The following is a 21,559-nucleotide window of genomic DNA, read 5'->3' on the forward strand; positions in this document are numbered from 1 at the left end:
TCAGTGCCGTGCGCTGCGGTGGTGCGCGGGCGGATGATGCGGAGCGCCCGATCGTGGACGCGGCGCTGATCAAATCAGACATATACTGCGATCGTTTATCTCAAATGACTCTGTTGCAGATTCGTTGTATTACGTGTCAGTCAAGGACGTACCGGTGAGGTTCGACTTCTTCCAGCCCGGCCGCGACCCCGAACCCGCCGGCTGGGAGGACTTCCGTCGCGACAGGGAGCTCACGGCGATCTGGTCGTACGACGTGATCCGCGCCTCCTTCGACGGCTCCTGGGCCCGGCCGCTGCTGTGCGTGGCCCGCGACGGTGAGCGCGTGGTCGGCGCCGTCGGCGCGCTCCGGTCGGGCCGGGGGCCGTTCCTGCTCGACGTACGCCTGCCCGCCCACTCCAACGGCCCCACCTGGGTCCTGCCGGACGGCGATGAGGGCCGCGCGGTCATCAGGGGCTTCGAACGGGCCGCCCGCGCGGAGTTCGGCCCGTGGCTGGCCGGAGTCGTCTACCGCATGGTCACCGAGCCCGCCCTGCCGCTGGTGGCCAGGCGCGGCGCGGTCGTCCGCCCCTCCCCCGGCACGACCCTGTTACCCCTGCGCTGGACGTCCGCCGACGGCTGGCTCGGCACGCTGAGCGGCAGCCGCCGCGCCTCGCTGCGCCGCCAGGCCCGGCGGATCGAGCAGGACGGCACGCTGCGCGTCGTGACCGGCGCCGGGCGCACCGACCTCGACCCCGCCGAGCTCGCCGACCTCCACGAGCGCCAGGCCGTCAGGATCACCTCGCGCCCCGCGCCCGCCAGGGGCCCGGCCGCCCTCGCCGGGCGGCTCCTCGCCCGGCCGGCCGCCGCGTTCGACCGCCGCCTGTCGCTGCCCGCCGCCTACTTCGCCGAGCTGATCCCCCGCGACGACGTCTGGACCGTCTCCTACCACGACGGCGACCGGCTGATCGGCCTCGCCGTCGTCTACGACCACCCGGTCACCCCGATGTACGGGCCGTTCGCGGCGCTGACCCCCGCCGAGGGCGGGCGCAAGGACCTCTTCTTCTACAGCTACACCCGGATCGTCGCGCACGCGGTGGCCGGCAAGGCCGAGAGCCTGTACGCCGGACGCGGCTTCGTTGACGAGAAACGCTCCCTGGGGTTCGAATACCTCCCCATGAGACTCGTGGCGGTGCCCCGGTGGGCGCTCGGATGAAGGTGGAGCTGCTGGACCCCCGGCACGACCCGGAGCCCGGCGACTGGGAGGAGTTACGCCGGGCCGCGGGGCAGCGGGTGACCTGGCGCTGGGACCTGCTGCGCGCCTACGCCTGGGCCGCCCAGGCCCCCGTCGTGCTGGCCGTACTGCGGCGCGACGGACGGGCGGCGGGCGCGGTGGCGGCCTCGCTGCGCGCCCCGAGGCTGCGGCGCGGCCGGTACGCCGACCCCCGGCGCTCCGCCGCGGGCCGGTACGCCGGCCTCCGCCGCTCCCCCGCGGGCGTCGTGGACGTGCACGCGCCCGGCAACCGCTCCCAGAAGGGCTGGTGGTGGCGGGACGGGCACGACCCCGAGCTCCTGACCGCCTACCTCCGCGCGGTGCGCCGCGCGCTAGGCCCCGGCTGGCGGAGCACCGTCTGGCGCGAGGTGTCGGAGGGAGAGGACGCGCTGCTGCCCGGCCCGCTCCGGCTGCGCATCCCCACCGCGCCGCTCGCCAGGCTGGCCCTGCCCTGGCCGCGCCTGGACGACTGGTACGCCGTGCTCGACCCGCGCCGCCGCGACTCCCTGCGCAGGCGCGCGAAGACGTTCGCCGCCGAGCTGTCGGTGCGCGTCGGCCCGGCCCGCGACCTGGTCGGCGCGGACGAGGCCGCCCGCCTGCGCGCCGAGAACGACCTCAAGCACCGCAGCAGGCTCTCGCCCGCCCCGCCGCTCCCCCTGCCCTACCTGGAGACGCTGATCGGCAGCGGCGAGAGCGTCGCGCTCACCTACCGGGACGGGGGGCGGCTGCTCGGCCTGTCGCTCATCCTCGACCACCCCGACTGGCCCGTCTGCCTGAGCTGGGGTGCCGTCCCGCCCGAGGAGGGCGGCCGCAAGCACCTCTACTTCGACGGGTACGTCCGCATGATCGAATGGGCCATCCGGTCCGGCAGGCGCGGGCTGGTGCTCGGCAAGGGCCAGGCCGAGGTCAAGCGCGACCTGGGCGCCGAGCTGCGGCCCTCCTCCGCCCTGGCGGTGCCGCTGTGAAGGGGGCCGTCGCGGTGCGCTGCGTCCAGTGCGGCGACCCGCACCCCGTACGGCTGCGCGGGCGGCGCCGGTCGTGCCGCTCCTGCGGGGCCGTGTTCAGGGCGGCGCCGGTCGTGCCCCGGTCCGTGGCCGGTGATCCGCTGGAGCCGTACCTGCCGGCCCGGATGATCCGCTGGATCCGCGACAACGACGACGACTCGACTCCCGACCGGGCGGCCATGACCCGCTGGTACCGGGAGTTCGACGCGCTGGTGGAGCAGGCCAGGACCGACGAGAGCGCCGCCGGGCTGCTGGCGGAGGTCAGCGAGGTCCCGGCCGCCGACCTGCCCGCCAGGCCCGTCGCCTTCGCCCAGGTGTGCGCGGCCCTGCACGCCACCTGCTACGACCTGCGGCTGGCCCGGGCGCGGCTCGCGCCGGAAGACCCGTGGGCGGCCGAGCGGCTGAGGCACGTACGGGCCTGGTTCGCCGGGCCGGGCCGCGAGGCCACGTGGGTGGCCGCGCCGCCGGTCGCCGCGCCGGACCCGGAGGCGGTGCGGAAGCTGCTCCCCCTGCCCGAGCGCTTCGAGTCCGGCCCGCTGCGGACGTTCTTCGCCGCGCTGTTCCAGGTGGAGAGAGGGCCCTCGCCGACCGGCGTGCTGGACCGCTTCGGCGCCGAGGCGGTCGAGGACGCCCTGCGGGCCCACCTGCGGGACGGCTCGTACCCGCTGCGCGAGCGCGTGATCGCCGACCTGGACGCGGGATGACCGCCGTCTCCCACCGCGTCGGCCTGTCCCGGCTGACGACGCTGCTGGCCGGCCGGGCCGTCTTCCGTCTCATGCTGTACGGCTCGGCGGCCCTGCTCGCCCTGGCCTGGAGCCGCCCCGACTTCAACGCCTACGCGGCGGTGATGGGCGCGGTCGGCTGGCTGTGCATGGTCGTGCAGTCCGGCGGCGAGAAGGCGGCGCTGAAGCTCATCCCGCGGGCCCGCCGCACCCGCGACGACCTCACCGGGATGCTGCGCGCGCTGGTCGCCTACGTGCCGCTGCCGCCCGCGCTCGCGGCCGTGACCGCGCTGGCGCTCGCCCCGGACGCGCGGGTCACGCTCTACCTGCTGGGCGTCGCCTACTACGTGGGGCTGGGCTGCGGCATGCTGGGCGTGGCCCTGCACCGCGCGCTCGGCCACTACACCCGCGACACCGTGCACTTCGCCGTGCTGGGCGTCGGGATGGGCACGATGGCGGCGCTGGCGTTCCTGGCGGGGATCGGGCCCGCCGGCTACCTGACCGGGCTGCTGGCGCTGGTCACCGCGCTCAACGTCGCGCTGCTGCCGGGGCTGCCGCGCGTGCGGCGGCCCCGGCCGGGGGCGCGCCGCGTGCTGGCCGGGACCGTGCTGCTGATGGGCGCGGCCGACGTCATGAACAACGCGATGATCGGCGCGCTGTTCGTGGAGCTGGCGCTGAGCCCGTACGCGGGCCACAGCGGCGACCTCTACCTGGTGACGCTCGGCTGGGGCTTCGCGCTGTCGATCCTCTACACCGTGCAGCGCATCTACCAGCCGCAGCTCTCGCTGCGCGTGGCGGGCGGCGGCGTGGCGGGGGCGCGGGTGCTCGCCCGGCGCATGGCCGGGCTCGCCGCGCTGGGCGCGGCCCTGTGGCTGCTGATCGCCGGGGTCGTGCTGGCCGCGTGGGGGGTGGACGGGCCGGTCGCGCTCGCCGTGCTCGCGCTCACCCTGCTGCCCATGCAGGCGCTGGCGAGCGGCGCCACGTTCGTGGTGGAGCACACGAACCTGCGGGCCAACGCCAGGGCGGTCGTCGTCGCCCTGGCCGCCGTCGCCGGGCTGGGCGTGGTGGCGATCTCCCTGGCCGGGGCGGCCGGGGCCGTGTACGCGCTGGGGGCGAACCCGCTCGTCCTCGGCCTGGCTTTGTGGAGGGCGCGATGACGGGCGCACCGACTGGCGCACCGACCGGACTGACCGTGCTCGTCCCCTGCTTCAACGAGGGCGCGCAGGTCGAGGTGGCCTACCGGGAGCTGGCGGCGGAGCTGGCCGCGATCGAGGACCTGGAGATCCTCTTCGTGGACGACGGCAGCACCGACGACTCCCTCGCCCGCATCCGGGCGCTCGCCGAGACGGACCCGCGGGTGCGTTATCTGTCCTTCACCCGTAATTTCGGCATCGAGGCCGTCATGGCGGCCGGGTTCCGGCACGCCGGGCAGCCCTGGACCGTCCAGTGCGACGCCGACCTTCAGGTCCCGCCGTCGCAGATCTGGCGGCTGCTCGACGGCGCGGCCGGCGGCCACTACGACGTCGTCTTCGGCCGCCGGGTGCGGCGGCGCGACCCGCTCGTGCGCAGGCTCGGCTCGGCCGGGATGCACTGGGCGGCGCGGGCGGTGTTCCGCATCGAGATGCCCAGAGGGGCGTCCACCTTCCGGCTCGTCCGCACGCCCGTCGCCCGCACGATCATGGACCTGCGGCTGCCGTGGTTCATGGCCGCGGTGCCGCTGGTGGGGGCGCGGCACACCCTGGTCGAGGTCAGCCATCGCGAACGCGACGCCGGCCGGTCCAAGCTGCGGCTGGCCCGGCTGGCGGGGCACTCCTTCGAGCTGTTCTTCGGGTTCTCCTGGCGGCCGTTGAACGTCGTCTACCTGCTGGCGGCGCTGGGCCTGGTCGCCGCGGCGCTGGGGCTGCCGGGCGCGCACCTGCTGGTGCCGGCGGTGACGCTGGCCGCCGTGGCGGTGGTCGGCCGCTACGTCCACCGCCTCGCGCCGCCTCGGCCCGCGTACTACGTCCGCGAGGCGAACGTGCCGCTGCGGCCCGAGGACACCCTCTTCCAGGGCGCCCCCACCCCGCCGCCGCCGCTCAGGCCAGGTGCCGCGCCAGGTGGGCGATGACCTCGCGGGCGTCGTCCTCGATGCCGTGGATGAACGTGGACCTGCGCCGGCGCAGCAGGGGCAGGCCCAGCGCGTACAGGCCGGGGCTGTCGGCCACGCCGCCGTCGTGGCGCAGCCGGCCCTTCGCGTCGAGCACCGGCACGTCGAGCCAGCGGTAGTCGGGCCGGAAGCCGGTGGCCCACACGATCGTGCGGATCTCCCCGCTGCCCAGGTCGAGCTGCCAGCGCGCCGACTCGGGCACCCGGGTCGGCGCGAACCGCTCGGGCGGGCCGACCTCGCCGTCCCTGCCGTGCTCGCGGGCCCACGTGTCGAACGTGTCCAGCAGCCGCTCCATCTTGAGGTCGGCCAGCGAGAACACGTTGCGCAGCCCGCCGGAGAACAGCGCCCGGCCGTCCCGCACGCCCGCCCAGCGGCCCACGAGCTCGACGCCCATCGCGGTGAGCGCGTTGAGGTCGAGCGTCGCGCGCTCGGGCGTGCCCACGAGCTGGGGCGAGGGCAGCCGCCTGGCGCGTTCCAGGTCCTCGATTTCGTCGTGGCGCTGGTCCCACACGCCGGAGGCGTCCATCCACCAGAGCACGTCGCGCCCCCGGTAGGTGCGCGGCATGCGGACGTGCTCCCCCACCGACAGCGTCACCGGCCGGCCCGAGGCGCGCAGCTCGGCGGCCAGTTGCACGCCGGTGGCCGACGCCCCGACGACGAGCACGCCGCCCTCGGGGAGCCGGCCGGGCTCGCGGTAGTCGAACGGCGTCAGCTGCCGCACCGACGGCGGCACCGCCTCGCTGAAGGCCGGCACCGCCGGCAGGTTGCACGCCCCGGTCGCGACGACCACCGTCCGGCAGGCGATCTCGCCGTGGCCGGTGGTCACCAGGTAGCCGTCGCCGTCGCGCCGGACGGACGTGACGGCCGTGCCGGTCCGTACGGGCGAGCCGGAGAGCGTGGCGAAGCGCTCGATGAGCTGCGTCACCTCCTTCGTGGTCATGTAGCCGTCGGGGTCCGGGCCTTCGTAGGCGAGGCCCGGCAGGCGGCTCTGCCAGTTGGGGGTGAGCAGCCGGAAGGAGTCCCATCGTTCGCGGCGCCAGGAGTTGGCCACCTCGCCGCGCTCGATCACGACGTGGTCGATCGAGCGCGCGGTGAGGAAGTGGCCGGCGGCGAGGCCCGCGTGCCCCGCCCCGATGACGACCGTCGTGACCCGCTCGGTGATGGCTCGGCCCTCAGGCGACTTCGACGGTGACGTTCGTCGGGTTCGTCAGGGCGTCGAACACCGCCGAGCGCTTCTGGGACTGGGCCACCAGGGCCTCGATGTCCTGCCGCGAGGCGTCCGCGTCGATCTCGAACGTCACCTTGATGTCGTCGAAGCCGTTGCGCACGTCGCTGTCGGCGCCCAGGATGCCGCGGATGTCGTGGGTGCCTTCGAGCCGCGCCTCGACCGAGCGGAGCTGGATGCCGCGGTTCTGGGCGACGGAGGCGACGCCGGCCGTCAGGCAGCTCGCCAGGCCGACGAGCAGGTACTCGATCGGCGTGATGCCGTTGTCCTCGGCCGCGAAGACCTCGGGGTGGTCGGCGTCGAACACCGCCTCGCTGCGGTGGGAGCGCTCCTCCCCGAGCCCGAAGAACTCCTTGACCGTCGTCGTGCTGTGCACGCCGTTCCGCCAGGTGCTGGAGGCCCGCCAGACGAACCGCGCGGCGTCGGGCGCGTCCTTCAGCGCCTCGCGCGCGTCCAGCAGCGCCTGCACGTTCACGCCGTTGGAGACCGTGGTCATAGCTTCCGCCCTTCGCTCACTACCCGCTATTCCGGTAGGTATTTGACCATACACCGGGCGTGGCGGCTACCATAAGCCCATGTCGCAGCCAGCCAGGACCCTCGCCGGCTCCGTGGGCGCTGTCGAGACCCGCTACCTCGACCTGCCCCGGCCCGTGCGGCTCGACTGCGGCCGCGACCTGCATCCGGTCCGGGTGGCGTACGAGACCTACGGCACCCTGTCGCCCCGGCGCGACAACGTCATCCTGGTCTGCCACGCCCTCAGCGGCGACGCCCACGCGGCGGGCGTGTCCGCGGCGCCGGCCGAGGCGGGCACCCGCGACGGGTTCGGCGCCGAGGAGCGCGACGGCGCGGGCGGCAGGGCGCTCGGCTGGTGGGACGGCATGATCGGCCCCGGCAAGGCGTTCGACACCGACCGGTTCTTCGTCGTCTCCACGAACCTGCTCGGCGGCTGCCGCGGCACGACGGGGCCGTCCTCGGTGGACCCGGCGACGGGCCGCCCGTACGGGCCGGACTTCCCCGTCATCACGGTCGCGGACATGGTCCGGACCCAGCGCGCGTTCCTCGACGCCCTCGGCGTCGAACGGCTCGCCGCGGTCGCCGGCGGCTCGCTCGGCGGGATGCAGGCGCTCGAATGGGCGGTGCGCTACCCCGGCCAGGTGGACGCCGTCGTCGCCATCGCCAGCACGCACGCACTCCACCCGCAGGGCGTGGCCTGGAACGCGATCGCCCGCGAGTCGATCCTGCGCGACCCGGCCTGGCAGGGCGGCCGCTACTACGGCACCGGCCGCGCCCCCGACGCCGGCATGGGCGTCGGGCGCATGGTCGGCCACATCACCTACCTGTCCGGGCCCGCGCTCAGCGAGAAGTTCGGCCGGCGGCTCCAGCACGCCGACGACCTGCGCTACACCATCACCGAGCCGGAGTTCGAGGTGGAGAGCTATCTGCGCCACCAGGCCGACGCCTTCGTCAAGCGCTTCGACGCCAACACCTACCTCTATCTCTCGCGCGCCCTGACGTACTTCGACCTCGCCCGGCGGCACGGCGGCGGCTCGCTCGCGCGGGCGCTGGCCGGCGTCGAGGCGCGGACGCTGCTCATCGCCTTCAGCTCCGACTGGCTCTACCCGCCGTCGGCCTCGGAGGAGATCGAGCGGGCGCTGCGGGCCGCCGGCAAGCCGGTGTCGTACGAGCTGATCGACGCCCCGTACGGGCACGACTGCTTCCTGCTCGAAGAGGCGCGGCAGACTCCCATCATCCGCCGGTTCCTCGGCGGAGCCGGATGACAGCGAGGAAGAGGTTCTTCTCGTGACCGACCAGTCCCCCCGCGACCTCCCCCGGGCCGAACAGGCCCGCGAGTTCGGCTTCGAGACCCGGCAGCTGCACGCCGGGCAGCGGCCCGACCCCAACACGGGCGCGCGGGCGGTGCCGATCTTCCAGACCACCAGCTACGTCTTCGAGGACCCCGAGTCCGCGGCGGCGTACTTCAACCTCCAGGAGTACGGGAACACGTACTCGCGGATCATGAACCCGACCGTCGCGGTGTTCGAGGAGCGGGTGGCCAACCTGGAGGGCGGCAGCGGCGCGGTGGCCTTCGCCAGCGGCATCGCCGCGCAGGCCGCCGCGCTCTTCACGCTGCTCCAGCCCGGCGACCACGTCGTGTCGTCCTCGGCCCTCTACGGCGGGACCGTCAACCAGCTCAAGCACCTGCTGCGCAAGATGGGCGTGGAGCTGACGTGGGTGGACCCGGACGACCCGGACGCCTGGCGGCAGGCGGTGCGGCCCGCCACCAAGGCGTTCTTCGCCGAGACGATCGGCAACCCGGCCGGCAACGTGCTCGACATCGAGACCGTGGCGGCCATCGCGCACGAGCACGGGCTGCCGCTCGTCGTGGACAACACGTTCGCGACCCCCTACCTCTGCCGGCCGATCGAGTGGGGCGCCGACATCGTGGTCCACTCGGCGACCAAGTTCATCGGCGGCCACGGCACCAGCATCGGCGGGGTGGTCGTGGAGGCGGGCACGTTCGACTGGTCCAACGGGCGCTTCCCGGTGGTCGCCGATCCGTCGCCGGCCTACCACGGGCTGCGTTTCCACGAGACGTTCGGCGAGTACGGCTACTTGATGAAGCTGCGCGCCGAGACCCTGCGCGACCTCGGCGCGGCGCTGTCGCCGTTCAACGCCTTCCTGCTCCTCCAGGGACTGGAGACGCTGTCGCTGCGGATGGACCGCCACGTCGAGAACGCGCGGGCGGTCGCGGCCTTCCTCGACGGGCACGAGCTGGCCTCCAACGTGACCTATCCCGGCCTGCCGGGCGCGAAGTACGCGCCTCTGGTGGAGAAATACCTGCCGCGCGGCGCGGGCGCGGTGTTCTCCTTCGACTGCGCGGGCGGCCGGGCCGGCGGGCAGGGCCTCATCGGCGGCCTGACGCTCTGGTCGCACCTGGCGAACGTCGGCGACGCCAAGAGCCTGGTCATCCACCCGGCCAGCACGACGCACCGCCAGCTCGGCGACGACGAGCTGCGGGCGGCCGGCGTCGGGCCCGGCACGGTGCGGCTGTCGGTCGGCACCGAGTCGGTCGCGGACCTCATCTGGGACCTGGAACAGGGCTTCGCCCGCGTCGGCGCGGCGATCGGGAAGAAGGCGGGGACGGCATGACCGAGCTCGGACGCTACCAGGACCCGCTGACGATCCAGCGGGTGCTCCACTCGACCAGGACGATCGCGATCGTCGGCCTGTCCGGCAACGAGCTGCGGGCCAGCCATTTCGTCGGCTACTACCTCAAGCGGCACGGCTACCGGGTGATCCCGGTCAACCCGCGCGAGAAGGAGATCCTCGGCGAGCCCAGCTACCCCAGCCTGCTCGACGTGCCGGTGCCGGTCGACCTGGTGAACGTCTTCCGCGCCCCCGACGCGCTGCCGGACCTCGCGCGGGAGACCGTGTCGATCCGGGCCGCCGCCCTCTGGTGCCAGTTCGGCGTGATCAACGAGGAGGGCGCGCGGATCGCCGAGGACGGCGGCGTGACCGTGATCATGGACCGCTGCCTGAAGGTGGAGCACGCGCGGTATGTGGGGCGGATGCACTGGCTCGGCTTCAACACCCGCCGCATCACCTCGGTCCGCTCGGGGCTCCAATAGCCGCGATGTTCAAGAATCACATCCCCGCGGATCACGATTATCAGTCCGGGCGGATGATTATCACGCTTGAATAATTTTCGCGTTGTTGCAGGTCGGGGCGCCCATACGGGACTGTCTCGTCATGACAAATGACGACAAGGAAGAGGATGACGCGCCGAGCGTGGCGTCCGAATTCGGACGGACGATCCGGGACGCCCTGGAAAGCAAAGCCCGGACCGTCCGCTTGTGCCTCATACTCGCCGTTCTCGGGACGAGTATGACCATCCCGCTGTTCATCCTCCTGATCGCCCTCAGGACGGTCGCCGGCGGGAACTGAAAGCAGCCTCCCAAGAGGCAGGAGCGCCCTTCGTCACCGGGCGGAAGATCCTCCTCCCTTGGGAGGCTTTTCTCCTCCTGAATGGCAGCGATCCGCCGAAAGTGGATAATCCTCTACCTGAGCAGTCGAACACCGTATCGGGGCGTCCACCAGTCTTCCGAAAGGACGGTCATGGGGCCGGACGAGTACGACGTCTTCCTCAGTTACGCCGGCGACGACCGGGAGCAGGCGCGCGCCCTGGAGGACGCGCTGCGCGGGGCGAAGGTGCGCGGCCGGCCCCTGCGCGTCTTCCGCGACGAACGGTCGATCGGCCATCACGAGAGCATCACCAGGAAGATCACCGAGGGCGTGCTGAGGTCGGCCGTCCTGCTCGCCTACTACTCGCGGGCCTATCCGACGCGACCGGCCTGCCAGCTTGAGCTGACGTTCGCGTTCCTGCTGGCGCAGCGGAGCCGTACGGTGCGGGGACGCCTCCTCGTGGTCAACCCCGAGGACGGCTCGGACCACATCGAGCCCGTCGAGTTACGCGACCTGAAGTACCGGAGGCCGCCCGCCTCCGAGCCCGAACGCCGGCGCTTCGCCGAGGAGGTGGCCGAGCGGGTGGCGGCGCTGTCCGGCCCGCTCGGCGCGGCGGCGAGCGCCGAGCCGCCTCATTGGTGGCCGGGCGAGCCGCTGCCCGACCGCGAGGCCGTCCACCGGTACGCCGAGCTGTGGCGCCTGCACTCGGCCCTGCACGCGGGCACGTCCGCGCTCGTCGCACCGGGGCCTCGCATGGGCGTGGCGGTGGTCTCCGGGCTGCCGGGGAGCGGCAAGACCACGCTGGCCGCCCAGTACGCCCAGGAGTTCGCCGCCGCCTTCCCCGGCGGCGTTCACTCGTTCGCCCTCGACCCCGAGAAGACGAGCCCCGACCTGCTGCTCGACTACCGCCGCCTGGTGCGCGACATGGCCGTCGCCACCGGGATCCCACTCGCCGGCGTGCCCGACGACCGCCTCCTCCCGCACGTCGCCGCCCATTTCAGGGGGCGGGCGGAGCCGGCGCTGTGGATCGTCGACCAGCTTCCCGCCGGGATCTCCGACGCGACCGTCCGGGAGCTGCTGATCCCCTCCCGGTACGTACGCACGATCCTGACCTGCCAGGAGGACCGCTTCACCGACCTCGGCGGCCCCGTACGGCTGGGCGGCCTGACGGAGGCCGAGGGGCTCGCCCTGCTCAGGGACGCGTACGGGCCCGGGGAGGAGGCCGAGGCCGCCGCGCTCGTCCGCGACCTGAGCGGACATCCGCACGACCTCCGCATGGCGGGCGCGGAACTGCGGACGGGCCGCGGCATGATCTCGCTGGCCGAGTACCGCCACCAGGTCGCGGGCACGGCGGACAGCGTGCTGGCGGACATCCTGCGCGAGCTGGACATCCCGGCGTGGACGGTGCTCGGCCTGGCGTCGTTCCTCGCGCCGGCCCCGCTCCCGCGAGCCCTGCTGAGCCGCGCGGCGGCACTGCTGCACGGCTGGAGCAGGCAGGAGACGCAGGAACGGCTGCTGCCCGCCCTGGAGTCACTGACCCGCCGGTGCCTCGTCGCGGCGGCGGGCGAGTGCGTGTCGGTGCACGCGCGCGTGCTGCGCGCCGTGCCGGAGCCGGCCCGGCGCGGCTGCCTGCCCGCGGCGGCCCGGGCCGTCGCCGAACACCTCACCGCACCGGAGCCGGGGCCTGAGGTCGTGGCACACGCACGTCACCTGGTCACCCTGAAGGACCTGCCCGCCGACGTCGCCGAGACTCTGCTGTCCAGTCTGGCCACGCTCGACGAACGGTCCTCGCCCCTGACGGCGCGGCTGCGTGAACGCCACGGCGACGACGACCCACGCACCCGCACCGCGCTGCTCCTCGTCACCGTCGCCGACTACATCTCAGCCCGAACTCCATTGCCGCGCGGACGCGTCGTCCACATGGCCGCGGCGGCCGTCGCCGGCCTGGTCGCCGGACTGGTGATCTTCGAGCTGACCCGCATCGGAGGACGTGGACTCTCCGTCGCCGCCGGGGCGGTGGCCGGGATGGCGGGCGTCATGGTGGCCCGGATCCGCAACCGATCATCCCCGCCGGCCGAGGTCAAGCTGACGTTCGTGGTCGATGACGAGAGCCGTGACGTCGCATGGAAGCTGTTCGTGGAGATCACCACTCGCGTGTCCACCCAGCCGTTGAACGACGATGAGGGCCTGACCCGCGAGGCGCTCTCGTCGCTCTACGGCCTGTTCGCCACCGTCCGCGACACCCTGAAGGCGGGCAGGCCGTCGGTGCCCAATGGTGGCCGGACGGTCGAGCAACTGGCGATCGCCATGCTCAACCAGGAGCTGCGGCCCTTCCTGTCGAAGTGGCACCCGCGGCTGCGCGAGTTCGAGCAGGCGCATCCGGACACGCCCGAGCCAGCCTGGCCGGGCAACGCAGCCTGCCGCGTCGAGTTGCGGCAGGTACAGGGACGCATCCAGGACTACGCGAAGGAGTTCGGCGAGCTGGCCGGTGTGAGCGGATGACGATTTTCATCGAACAGCGGAAACACGTGGCAATGCCACACTTAACCGCCCGAAACAACGCAACGCCCTGTCGTCGGACATGCTGAACGCCATTGTCGACGTCTTTCACTGGCGGAGCGCGAATCCTCCGTCCATGCCGTCGTCCTGACCGGCGCACCAGAATGTTCGCCTCCGGGGCGGATCTTCGCGAGCTGCCGCCGCCTCGTCCGTCGACCATCTGCGGTCGGAGCAGCAGAAGGCCCCGGCGGGGGCACCCTCACGGGCGCGGAGGCGGTGGAGGCGGGCCTGGCCCTGTCGGTCGAGGACGATCCGGTGGCCGCCGCCACAGCCTTGGGGCGTACGTACGCGGAGCTGGACCCCCGGCTGGTGCGGCCCATCAGGAGCGCGGCGGCCGAGGGCTTCGACGCCACGCTCGAGTTCGAAGCCTGGGCGCAGGCGTACTCGGCAACCCAGCCACGCATCCACGAGGTCCTGGCCCGGGTGGTCAGGCGGACGGTTGCTGGAGCAGGGGGGCGACGAGGGTGGCGAACTCCTCCGGCGTCGTGATCGGCACGCCGAGTTGCTGGGCCTTGGTGTGTTTGGAGCCTGCCTTCTCCCCCGCCACCAGCAAAGACGTTCGGGCGGACACGCTGGAGGAGGCCTTGCCGCCGGCTCGCTCGATGAGCTCGTTGACCTCGTTGCGTGACAGCGCCGCGAGTGGCCCGGTCATCGTGCCGGTGACCACCACCGACATCGAGGCCAGCGGCAGTGTCGTCGTCATCACTGAATCCGTTGCCTGCTGGTCCGGCGTCGCTTCCGCGGCGGGCGGGGTGGCGCCGGGCTCGGTCATGTTGACGCCCGCGCGTACGAGCTTGTCGATGAGCGGGGCGAGCTCGGTCAGCTCGTCCACCACCACCGGCGCCTTCTCCGGGCCGATGCCGTCCACCTGCTGGATCGCGTCGGGGTCGGCGGCGCGGATCGCGTCCATGGTGGCGAAGTGGCGGGCGATGCGGCGGCTCATGGATCGGCCCGTGCCGCGTACGCCCAGCGCGCAGAACACCCGGCTGAGCGGCCGGCCCTTGGCCCGGTCGAGGGCGGCCAGGAGGTTATCGGTGCTGGTGGCGCCCATGCGTTCGAGGCCGAGCAGCTGCTCGCGGGTCAGGAAGAACAGGTCGGCGAAGTCGGCGATGAGACCGGCGTCGAGCATCTGCCTGATCCGGTTTTCCGCCAGGCCCTCGATGTCGAGCTGGTCGCGGCCGGCGGCGTAGACGATGGAGGCGATCGCCCGGCATCCGCGCCCGCGCACGCACCGCCACCGCTCCTGGGAGGCGTCGATCGCGTCGCCGCACGACGGGCAGACCTGGGGGATGTCGATGGGCCGCTCGTCGCCGGTGCGCAGGTGCACGACCGGCGCCTCGACCCGCGGGATGACGTCGCCCGCCTTGTAGACGGTGACGCTGTCGCCGATCATGAGGCCACGGCGGGCGATGTCGGCGGGGTTGTGCAGGGTCGCGTACGTGACGAGGCTGCCGTCGAGCTCGACCGGCTCCAGCACGGCGCGCGGGGCGATGATGCCGGTGCGGCCGGTGTTCCACTCCACGGCAAGCAGCTTGGTGATCTTTTCTGTGGCGGGCAGTTTGTAGGCGATCGCCCAGCGCGGCGCGCGCGAGCTGAACCCGGCCTGCGCCTGGTCGGCGGCCAGATCGCACTTGATCACGATGCCGTCGATGCCGAACGGCAGCTCGGCCCGGACCGCCGCGATCTCGCCCACCCGCTCCTGGACGCGCTCCAGCGTGCCGGCGACGATGCCCGCGACCGGCGTGGCCGCCGTGGTCTGCACCCCCTGCGCGGCCACCCACTCCATGACCTCGCTGTGCGGCAGCTCGCGCAGCCGCGTGGCCTGCTCGGAGTCGTCGTCGGGCCGCGGCAGCGCGCCGTAGCCAAAGAAGGTCAGCTCGCACACGTAGGGGCGGTCCTGCGCCCGCAGCGTGCCCGCCGCCGCGCTGCGCGGGTTGGCGAACGTGGTGCCGTCGTGCGCCCGCCGCTTGGCGCACGCCTCCTCGAACTGGCTGGTGGTCATCATGACCTCGCCGCGCAGCTCGACCGTGACCGGCTCGGCCAGCCGGTCGGGCAGGCCGACGATGGTGCCGATGGCGTGCGAGACGTCCTCTCCCGCGACCCCGTCGCCGCGCGTGACGAGCTGCGCCAGCCGGCCGCGGCGGTAGCGGGCCGAGATCGCGAGGCCGTCGAGCTTGGGCTCCACGCTCCACGCCGCCACCGGACGGCCGAGCCGCCGCTCCAGCGAGGCCGCCCAGTCGGCGAGCTGCTCGGGGCCGAACACGTTGTCCAGGCTCAGCATGGGCACCGTGTGCGGCACGTCGCCCACGACGGCCCCGCCCGCCACCTTGCCGGTCGGCGAGGCGGGCAGCACCTCGCCCGGGTGCTCCTCCTCGTAGGCGGCGATGCCGCGGACCAGCCGGTCGTAGGCGTCGTCGTCGAGCGTCGAGGTGCCGTCGGCGTAGTAGGCCGCGGCGGAGTCGACGGCGAGCTGCACGGCCTCGGCGTATGCCGTGGCGTCGGCGGGCACGGTGAAGGGGGGCGTCTCGGTCATGGCCCCATCATGGCGATCGCCACTGACAACTTCCGGCCCGCCGACGCGCGTGTGGACGGGCCGCGTTCGCGATGATCTGAAGGGCGTGGAGGGCATGAGGAGAGGGTCGCATCGGCGGACGGTGCGACCCTCTCGTTCTCTGTGGCGGTGATCAGATGTGGTGAGCGAGACGGCCGCGGCGTGGCCGGACTCGGCTCAGGGTGATCAGTTCGGTTGGTCGGCTTGGTCGGTCAGCCGATCGGCTGATGGTTGATCGGCTCGATCGAGTTGGCCGGGTTGGCTTCGTCGTCGGTTGGCTTGGCTCGGTTGGCTTGGCTCGGTCGGCTTGGCTCGGTCGGTCGGTGCTGATCGGGGATCAGCCGCCACCGCCGCCGCCACCGCCGCCGCCACCGCCGCCGCCACCGCCACCTCCGCCACCGCCGCCGCCACCGCCACCGCCGCCGCCGCCACCGCCGCCGGCGCGGTTGACGTTCTGGTTGTTGATGTCGACGTTGGCGCCGCCGCCACCACCGCCACCCCCACCGCCGCCACCTCCACCGCCGCCGCCACCACCGCCACCTCCACGGATGGCGCGGCAGCGGGCCGGGTTCCGGTGGAACCTGCAGGGACGCTGGGTGGTGAGGCTTTCCGTCGTCGTCGCGCTCTGAGCGGTGGGCTCAGCGGCGGCGGCCGGGGCCGAAGCCGCCACCGGGACGACAAGGGCCGAGGCCGTCATCGCTGCGGCCGCGAGGAGGTTCTTGACGCTGGTCATGTCAGTTCACCTTCCGCTGGTGCTTGGGACGGAGGGCCATTCCGGGTCCTGACTGAACACCGGGTCTCGGCCCGAACTCGACTCCACGCTAGGGCGACCCCCCGGCCCGCTTGATCCCGTGGCGGCAAAGGCTGGGCTGCCCTTATTTTGAGCGCCGTAGGAGTACGGTGAGGTCCGTAAGAACCGGCATGATTCGGACAAAAGGGCAGGCCAACGGCACGCGGCGTTCGTCGAGGGATGCCGAAGTCCTCCGCGCGATGCATCGCGACAGAAGGAGAAGCCGGTAAAGGGGCAGGGGCCCGCGACGGCGGGCCGGGAGGCCGCCGGGCTTTACGACCTGAAGGCGGCGGTAGAGCAGGCGGCCTGCCCCGGTTGCGGTTGCATGACCGGAACAGGCCCCTTAGGACGGGCTCTCCAATGCCGCTGAGTAGCGTCAGTCGAGCTGCTTGTAGTCCAGCTCGGACGTAGTTGGTGCCGTCCGCGAAGTGCGGTGACCCCTTGGCCAGGCGGATGACGTGGTAGCCCGGCCGGGGTGTGGCCCGACAGTCGCGGCGACGGCTAGGGCCACCAAGGGGACGACCAGGGCTGATGGGAGCACTTGGATGCGCCACTCTCCTTCACCGAAGTGTTAGCGCTAACATCAAGGCGCTGCAGCGACCAGGGGTTCTCTAGGGGGCTTCAGGGGGAGCGCGGGGGCGCGGTGCTGCCACTGGAGACCAGTCCGGGGGAGATGAAGCGCTGACCGACCGTGGCTGCACGAGCCGCCGCACCGCGATGGAGCCGAGGCGATCGGGCGCGCTCTCGATGAACGAATACGGCAGGGAGAAGGTCGCGGCGCAGTAGCGGCCGATTCCGGGCACCCGCTGCCCCGCTCGTAAGTGGCGTAAGTCAGCGCCGCCGCAGCCGCCTCGTTGATCAGCAGGCCGGTCGCCGCCGAGCAGCCGTTGAGCAGGCGTCCTACGGCCGGGCTGCCGGGACTCCCCACAGACGACGTGCTAAGTCAGCGCCGCCGCAGCCGCCTCGTTGATCAGCAGGCCGGTCGCCGCCGAGCAGCCGTTGAGCAGGCGTCCTACGGCCGGGCTGCCGGGACTCCCCACAGACGACGTGCAGGGTGACGCCGAGCCGGCGTCGCGGAGGCGTCACACCTACGCCCCACCCCACTCCACCACGACTGCGAGACGAGGATGAGCCACCATCACCTGCCCCGCCTCCTCGACGTCGGGGTCGACCACATCCAGGATGGCAGCCTGGCGTCCTCCTGCGCGATCGACGACCATACGGGAGCCGGTGCCCCGAGCGCGGCGCCCGCCCCCATTGGCCTCGGTGACCGGCAGCGCGTCACGGCCCAGGTCGCGGGCGAGCAGACCGCGACCCTTGGTCAGGGCGCCGGCGTCAGGGGCGGGTGACGAGGATGCCGTCCTCGTCGGAGAAGAGCTCGGCCCCCGGATGGAAGACCGCGTCGCCGAAGGTGACCGGGACGTCCCGCTCGCCGGCGCCCGTCTTGGCGCTCTTGCGTGGGTTCGAGCCGAGCGCCTTGACGCCGAGGTCCAGGTCGCGGAGGGCGGCGACGTCGCGGACCACGCCGTTGATCACCACGCCGGCCCAGCCGCTCGCCACCGCGATGCCCGCGATGACGTCGCCCATGAGCGCGGCGCGCAGGGAGCCGCCGCCGTCGACGACCAGCACGCGCCCCTCGCCGGGCTCGGACAGCACCGACTTGAGCAGGGCGTTGTCCTCGTGGCAGCGGACGGTCGCGATCCGGCCGGAGAAGGCGCGGCGGCCGCCGTACTGGCGCAGTTGCAGGTGGCAGGAGTCGAGCTGGTCGCCGCGCTCGTCGTACAGGTCGGCGGTGGAGATGGTCATGATCGCGCCCTTCCGTCGGCACGACTCTACGAGGTGGCGCGGGCCGGCACGCGAACGCCCCCGGCGGCGAGGTCGGCGGCCGGGGGCGTCGGACGTTGGCGCTCCAGGCATCCCCGCTGGAGCGACGCCAGATTATCGGCTCAATGTCCGGTTTGTACAGGTTTTTTCGGTCAGTCGCCACGCCCACCCGGTCGCCACACACGGCGAACGCCTCGGCCGCCATGACAGCCGAGGCGTTCTGTGGGCACTCGATCCCAATAGCCATATACCCACGTCGCCCGCCTTATATGCATATGTCCGTTTGATGTGGCGGGCCCACGCCAGCCGCCAAAGGCGACGTAATGTATGCAACAGCTTGCACATGAACCACCCTTGAGCCAAGAAGGCCGCCAGCCGATCAAGGAGTCGTATACATGTCGGCCGTGGACGACCTCAGAAGCCTCATCCTGGGCGGCCAGTACGCCCTAGGAGACCGGCTCGCCGAGGTCGAGCCGGCCGAGGTCCTCGGCGTCAGCCGCACCCCCGTACGCGAGGCGTTGCGCCGGCCGGCCGCGGAAGGGCTGGTCGAGCTCATCGCGAACAAGGGCGCCAGGGTGGTCGAGTACCCTCGCGACGACCTGGAGTCGATCTTCGAGCTGCGGGCCAGGATCGAGGGGCTGGCCGCCCGCCAGGCGGCGCTCGCCGCCGCCCCGGAGGACGCCGACCGGCTGCACGCCGTCGCCGTGGAGCTGCGCGAGCACGCCGGCCGGGACGACCTCGACGCCGTCCACCGGCTCAACGCCGACTTCCACCAGGGCCTGGTCCGGCTCGGCGGCAGCGCGCTGCCGGCCCAGCAGATCAGCATGCTCGTCCACTCCCCCGTGCTGCTGCGCACGTACGGCTCCTTCGACAAGGAGGCCATGGACCGCAGCGCCGCCCACCACCTGGAGATCGCCGCGGCCGTCCGCGCCGGCGACCCCGACGGGGCGGAGGCGGTCATGAGGGCCCATCTGTTCTCGGCCCGCGCGTCGTTGCTGGGCCCACGGCACCAGGAGAGCGAGCCATGAGAGGACTCCCGCTCGGCGACGTCCGGGTCGTGGAACTCGGGCAGCTGATCGCCGGCCCGTTCTGCGGCCAGTTGCTCGGCGACTTCGGCGCCGAGGTGATCAAGGTCGAGGACCCGCGCAAGGGCGACCCCATGCGCCAGTGGGGCAGGGAGAAGCCGCACGGCAAGTCACTGTGGTGGCCGGTCGTGGCCCGCAACAAGAAGTCGGTGACCTGCGACCTGCGCACCCCCGAGGGCCAGGAGCTCGTCCGCCGCCTGGTCGCGAAGTCCGACGTGCTGCTGGAGAACTTCCGCCCCGGCACGCTGGAGCGCTGGGGTCTCGGCCCGGAGCGGCTGCACGAGCTCAACCCCCGGCTCGTCATCACGCGCGTGACCGGCTACGGCCAGACCGGCCCGTACGCCCCCCGCGCCGGCTACGGCTCGATCGGCGAGGCCATGGGCGGCATCCGGTACGTCACCGGCGACCCGTCGCTGCCCCCGTCGCGGGCCGGCGTCTCGCTGGGCGACTCGCTGGCCGCCACGTACGCCTGCCTCGGCACCCTGGTCGCGCTGCACGAGCGCGAGCGCAGCGGCCGCGGCCAGGTCGTCGACTCGGCGATCTACGAGTCGGTGCTGGCCGTGATGGAGTCGCTGCTGCCGGAGTGGCAGCAGGCCGGCTACCAGCGGGAGCGCACCGGCGCCGTGCTGCCGAACGTCGCGCCGAGCAACGTCTATCCGACCGCCGACGGCGACGGCGTCCTCATCGCGGCCAACCAGGACAGCGTGTTCACCCGCCTGGCCGCCGTGATGGGCCGCCCTGAACTGGCGGAGGACGAGCGCTACGCCACGCACGCCGCCCGCGGCGCGAACATGGCCGAGCTGGACGGCCTCATCGCGGCCTGGTCGGCGACGCTGCCCGCCCAGGACCTGCTCGGCCTGCTGCACGCGGGAGGGGTGCCGGCCGGGCGGATCTACCGCGCGGCCGACATGTTCGCCGACCCGCACTTCGCCGCCCGCGAGGCCATCGTCCGCGTCGCGCACCCCGACTTCGGGGAGCTGGCCATGCAGAACGTCGCGCCGAAGCTGTCGGACACGCCCGGCGCGGTCCGCTCCACCGGGCCGGAGCTGGGCCGGCACAACCACGAGATCTACCACGGCCTGCTCGGCCTCACGCAGGAGGAGACGGACCGGCTCTCCGCCGGCGGGATCATCTAGCGGTCCGCAGGCGGGCCGCAAGCGCCCCGGCGCTCAATGGTGGACGTACCGCACGGACCGCCACCCGGGAGAGCCGATGAACCGTCACCTCCGCGCCCTGCTCAGCGTCACCGCCGCCGCCGTGCTCGCCACGACCCTCGCGGCCCCCGCGCACGCCGCCGGCGGCCGGCCCTTCCTGTTCACCTACACCTTCGCCGGTCACCTCAAGGTGGCCGGCGGCGATTTCACCGTCGGCGGCCGGGTGTACGTGAGCGTCAAGCACAGCAATGGCGTCCCGGCCTTCGGCAAGTGGGCGGTGGCCCGTACGCATCCGGTGACGCCGGGCGGGGCCGTCTACGTGGACACGCCGCTCGCCTCCCCGTGCAACGGCGGCCGCAACGGCTACGCCGAGGCGTACGACGCCGTCACCAGGACGTGGTCCGCCCGCCTGCCGGTGACCGTGTGCCGCAGGATCGACTGAGGGTCAGGCGCACTTGCCCTTGAGCCAGGCCCGGTACTCCTTGGTGTAGTTGGTCATCACGCTGGCCGGGGCCGCGTCGAGCACGCTCTGCCAGCGGGCGGTGTTGCCGGTCCAGGACGGCGGCGGCTCCTCCCAGCCCACGCTGTCGGTCCAGCGGGCCGCGCCGCCCTTGAGCAGCGTGGGGTGGCGCTTGGCCAGCTCGGCCTGGATCCACGTGTCGGTCGAGTAGACCAGGATGCGCTGCGCGCCCTGCCGCTCCTTGATCGGGTCGGAGATCTCCTTCCAGGCGGCCGCCGCGTACGTGGCGTTCGACAGGATGGGCTTCGTCTCGGGCTTGATCTCCAGGAGGGCGACCAGGCCGCGCGAGCGCACCTGGTCGAGCCATTCGCGCAGCGTGTAGACCCGCTCCCCCGTGTAGGGGCCGCGCGTGATGGTGCGGCTCTGCAGGTTGCCGGTGCCGGCGGCCCACCAGAGGTCGGTGATGTTCTGCTTGGTGCCGGTCAGGCCGTTGGTGGAGGTGTTGTGCCACATGACGGCCTTGGTGCCCTGCCGGGTGAGCTGTACGTCGCCCTCGACCCCGTCGGCGCCCCAGCTCTTCTGGTCGTTGAGCCCCCGCGGGTTGTTGGGCTGGCGGATCTTGTCCCGCTCCCACGGGTTGGCGCCGGTCGGGTAGCCGCCGTGGCCGAAGACCTGGGGGCAGGCGACGGCCGCGCGGGTGGCGCTCGTGCCGGCGTGGGCGGGAAGCCCGGCGGCCGGGAGCGTCACGGCCACCGCCGTGGCCAGCGACATCGCTCTGGTCATCATTCTCATGGAGGTGCGACTCCCGCCTGTAGGTGATCCGGGGG

20 protein-coding genes are annotated in these 21,559 nt (G+C 72.8%); 14 read left to right on the forward strand and 6 right to left on the reverse strand.

What is annotated here, in order from left to right; translation table 11 throughout:
• The first annotated feature begins 154 nt into the window (after positions 1-154).
• Genes ABD292_RS00515 through ABD292_RS00535 form a run of 5 tightly spaced genes read left to right on the forward strand, consistent with a single transcriptional unit; the run spans position 155 to position 5,082 of the window.
• Positions 155-1,192: a GNAT family N-acetyltransferase gene (locus ABD292_RS00515; RefSeq protein WP_344204255.1), complete on the forward strand. Its 1,038-nt coding sequence runs from the start codon at positions 155-157 to the stop codon at positions 1,190-1,192.
• Positions 1,177-2,214, forward strand: a complete 1,038-nt coding sequence (locus ABD292_RS00520; RefSeq protein ID WP_344204258.1) for a GNAT family N-acetyltransferase — start codon at positions 1,177-1,179, stop codon at positions 2,212-2,214. Before ABD292_RS00515 ends, ABD292_RS00520 begins: the two co-directional genes overlap by 16 nt.
• Positions 2,211-2,957 (forward strand): hypothetical protein, encoded by a 747-nt coding sequence (locus tag ABD292_RS00525; RefSeq protein WP_344204260.1) that lies wholly within the window; start codon positions 2,211-2,213, stop codon positions 2,955-2,957. Before ABD292_RS00520 ends, ABD292_RS00525 begins: the two co-directional genes overlap by 4 nt.
• The gene (locus ABD292_RS00530; protein ID WP_344204262.1) at positions 2,954-4,132 is read left to right on the forward strand and encodes a hypothetical protein; all 1,179 of its coding nucleotides are present in this window, start codon (positions 2,954-2,956) and stop codon (positions 4,130-4,132) included. Before ABD292_RS00525 ends, ABD292_RS00530 begins: the two co-directional genes overlap by 4 nt.
• The gene (locus ABD292_RS00535; protein ID WP_344204264.1) at positions 4,129-5,082 is read left to right on the forward strand and encodes a glycosyltransferase; all 954 of its coding nucleotides are present in this window, start codon (positions 4,129-4,131) and stop codon (positions 5,080-5,082) included. Before ABD292_RS00530 ends, ABD292_RS00535 begins: the two co-directional genes overlap by 4 nt.
• On the opposite strand, the gene ABD292_RS00540 is transcribed toward ABD292_RS00535, so the two are convergent.
• Positions 5,051-6,283 (reverse strand): NAD(P)-binding domain-containing protein, encoded by a 1,233-nt coding sequence (locus ABD292_RS00540; RefSeq protein ID WP_344205277.1) that lies wholly within the window; start codon positions 6,281-6,283, stop codon positions 5,051-5,053. The genes ABD292_RS00535 and ABD292_RS00540 overlap by 32 nt on opposite strands.
• Positions 6,284-6,293: 10 nt before the next feature.
• Complete coding sequence (locus ABD292_RS00545) at positions 6,294-6,842, reverse strand: OsmC family protein (protein WP_344204266.1); 549 nt, start codon at positions 6,840-6,842, stop codon at positions 6,294-6,296.
• 79 nt (positions 6,843-6,921) lie between these two features.
• Here ABD292_RS00545 and metX point away from each other — a divergent pair, with 79 nt between their 5' ends.
• The 5 genes from metX to ABD292_RS00570 all read left to right on the forward strand — a co-directional run bounded on the left by metX (position 6,922) and on the right by ABD292_RS00570 (position 12,811).
• Positions 6,922-8,124: a homoserine O-acetyltransferase MetX gene (gene metX / locus ABD292_RS00550; RefSeq protein WP_344204268.1), complete on the forward strand. Its 1,203-nt coding sequence runs from the start codon at positions 6,922-6,924 to the stop codon at positions 8,122-8,124.
• Between the two features lie 22 nt (positions 8,125-8,146).
• Positions 8,147-9,496 carry an O-acetylhomoserine aminocarboxypropyltransferase/cysteine synthase family protein gene (locus ABD292_RS00555; RefSeq protein ID WP_344204270.1) on the forward strand — a complete coding sequence of 450 codons (1,350 nt, stop codon included), beginning with the start codon at positions 8,147-8,149 and terminating at the stop codon, positions 9,494-9,496.
• Entirely contained in the window at positions 9,493-9,975 is a 483-nt protein-coding gene (locus ABD292_RS00560; RefSeq protein WP_329581780.1) for a CoA-binding protein, read from the forward strand. Before ABD292_RS00555 ends, ABD292_RS00560 begins: the two co-directional genes overlap by 4 nt.
• Positions 9,976-10,096: 121 nt before the next feature.
• Entirely contained in the window at positions 10,097-10,291 is a 195-nt protein-coding gene (locus ABD292_RS00565; protein ID WP_344204276.1) for a hypothetical protein, read from the forward strand.
• Between the two features lie 171 nt (positions 10,292-10,462).
• The gene (locus ABD292_RS00570; protein WP_344204278.1) at positions 10,463-12,811 is read left to right on the forward strand and encodes a tetratricopeptide repeat protein; all 2,349 of its coding nucleotides are present in this window, start codon (positions 10,463-10,465) and stop codon (positions 12,809-12,811) included.
• A 484-nt stretch (positions 12,812-13,295) separates the two neighbouring features.
• On the opposite strand, the gene ligA is transcribed toward ABD292_RS00570, so the two are convergent.
• A complete protein-coding gene (gene ligA / locus ABD292_RS00575; RefSeq protein WP_344204280.1) occupies positions 13,296-15,401 on the reverse strand; it encodes an NAD-dependent DNA ligase LigA in 2,106 nt (701 codons plus the stop codon).
• A gap of 355 nt (positions 15,402-15,756) precedes the next feature.
• A complete protein-coding gene (locus tag ABD292_RS00580; protein WP_344204283.1) occupies positions 15,757-16,152 on the reverse strand; it encodes a hypothetical protein in 396 nt (131 codons plus the stop codon).
• Between the two features lie 1,184 nt (positions 16,153-17,336).
• On the opposite strand from ABD292_RS00580, the gene ABD292_RS00585 reads away from it, so the two are divergent.
• Positions 17,337-17,558, forward strand: coding sequence for a hypothetical protein (locus ABD292_RS00585; protein ID WP_344204286.1), 222 nt, complete (start codon positions 17,337-17,339; stop codon positions 17,556-17,558).
• Here the strand turns inward: ABD292_RS00585 and rraA are convergent.
• The gene (gene rraA / locus ABD292_RS00590) at positions 17,545-18,015 is read right to left on the reverse strand and encodes a ribonuclease E activity regulator RraA (protein ID WP_344204289.1); all 471 of its coding nucleotides are present in this window, start codon (positions 18,013-18,015) and stop codon (positions 17,545-17,547) included. The genes ABD292_RS00585 and rraA overlap by 14 nt on opposite strands.
• 413 nt (positions 18,016-18,428) lie before the next feature.
• Here rraA and ABD292_RS00595 point away from each other — a divergent pair, with 413 nt between their 5' ends.
• From ABD292_RS00595 to ABD292_RS00605, 3 genes are all read left to right on the forward strand, one after another.
• Entirely contained in the window at positions 18,429-19,061 is a 633-nt protein-coding gene (locus ABD292_RS00595; RefSeq protein ID WP_344204291.1) for a GntR family transcriptional regulator, read from the forward strand.
• A complete protein-coding gene (locus ABD292_RS00600) occupies positions 19,058-20,254 on the forward strand; it encodes a CaiB/BaiF CoA transferase family protein (protein ID WP_344204293.1) in 1,197 nt (398 codons plus the stop codon). Before ABD292_RS00595 ends, ABD292_RS00600 begins: the two co-directional genes overlap by 4 nt.
• A gap of 76 nt (positions 20,255-20,330) precedes the next feature.
• Positions 20,331-20,714, forward strand: coding sequence for a hypothetical protein (locus tag ABD292_RS00605; protein WP_344204295.1), 384 nt, complete (start codon positions 20,331-20,333; stop codon positions 20,712-20,714).
• A gap of 3 nt (positions 20,715-20,717) precedes the next feature.
• Here ABD292_RS00605 and ABD292_RS00610 read toward each other — a convergent pair whose 3' ends face one another.
• On the reverse strand, positions 20,718-21,524 hold the full coding sequence (locus ABD292_RS00610; protein WP_344204297.1) for a glycerophosphodiester phosphodiesterase: 807 nt from the start codon (positions 21,522-21,524) through the stop codon (positions 20,718-20,720).
• Positions 21,525-21,559 lie beyond the last annotated feature (35 nt).

This window comes from Nonomuraea bangladeshensis (assembly GCF_039529455.1).
Taxonomy (GTDB): domain Bacteria; phylum Actinomycetota; class Actinomycetes; order Streptosporangiales; family Streptosporangiaceae; genus Nonomuraea; species Nonomuraea bangladeshensis.